This window comes from Micromonospora sp. LOL_025 (genome assembly GCF_048060285.1).
In the GTDB taxonomy this organism is placed as follows: Bacteria; Actinomycetota; Actinomycetes; order Mycobacteriales; family Micromonosporaceae; genus Micromonospora.
Window position 1 is genome coordinate 1 of sequence record NZ_JBHMIR010000094.1, and the last position, 1227, is coordinate 1227.

General features: G+C 71.0%; 1 protein-coding gene. It reads left to right on the plus strand.

All coding sequences use genetic code 11. The features are described 5' to 3' along the window. Positions 1-36: 36 nt before the first annotated feature. A partial coding sequence (locus tag ACFHW0_RS31620) for an AMP-binding protein (RefSeq protein ID WP_416613287.1) occupies positions 37-1227 on the plus strand: 1191 nt, incomplete at its 3' end.

Genomic DNA, 1227 nt, shown 5'->3' on the forward strand with positions numbered 1-1227 from the left:
CGCCTCGGTGGCATGTACCGGGCGGTGTTGGAGGCGATGGTCGCCGACGTGGACGGTGACGCGTCGGTGGTGTGCCTGCCGGCGGGTGAGTTGCCGGTGGTGTTGGTCGACGGGGCGTCGGCGGTGGCGCCGGTGTCGCGTTCGGTGCTGGCCGAGTTCGAGGCGCGGGCGGCGGAGGTGCCGTCGGCGGAGGCGGTGTCGGTGCCGGGCGACCGCTCGGTCGACTTCGCGGGCCTGGACGCGCGGGCGGAGAATGTCGCCCGCTGGTTGGCCGGCCGGGGTGTGGGTGCCGGTGCGGTGGTGGGTGTGCTGCTGGACCGTGGTGTGGAGTTGGTGGCGTCGATGTTGGGGGTGTGGAAGGCGGGTGCGGCGTTCGTGCCGGTGGACCCGTCGTACCCGCCGGGCCGCATCGCCGCGATGCTCGCCGACGCGGGCGCCCGGGTCGCGGTGACCTCGCACCGGTACGCCGACCGGTTCGCCCCGGTCGGCGTGGAGGTGGTGCGCGTCGAGGAGATCGGGGAGACGGACGCGCCGCTGCCGGTGCGCGCCACGGGTCTCGACGGGCTGGCGTACGTGATTTTCACGTCGGGGTCGACGGGTCGGCCGAAGGGTGTGCAGGTGACGCACCGGGGGTTGGCGAATCATGTGCGGTGGGCGGCGGGTGAGTTGGTGTCGCGTGGTGCGGGTGGTTGTGCGGTGTTCTCGTCGGTGGCGTTCGACTTGCAGGTGCCGAATCTGTGGGCGCCGTTGGTGGCGGGTCAGCGGGTGGTGATGGTGGGTCAGGATGTGGATCTGGCCGAGTTGGGTGCGGTGTTGGCGTCGTCGGGGCCGTTCAGTTTCTTGAAGTTGACGCCGGGTCATCTGGAGATTCTTGGTCGGCAGTTGTCGGATGAGGCGTTGGCGTCGTTGGCGGCGGTGGTGGTGGTCGCGGGTGAGGCGTTGCCGGCGGCGTTGGCGAACCGGTGGCTGGGTCTGTTGGGTCCGGGCGGTCTGGTCAACGAGTACGGGCCGACCGAGGCGAGTGTGGGTACCTGCGTCTTCCCGGTGGTGGGCGAGCAGGCGGGTCCGGTGGTGCCGATCGGTCGGGCGTTGCCGGGCATGACGATGTACGTGTTGAACCGGGATCTGCACCTGTCCCCGGTGGGTGTGGTCGGCGAGCTGTATGTCGGTGGTGTGGGTGTGGCCCGTGGCTACGCGGGTCAGCCGGCGCTGACGGCGGAGCGCTTC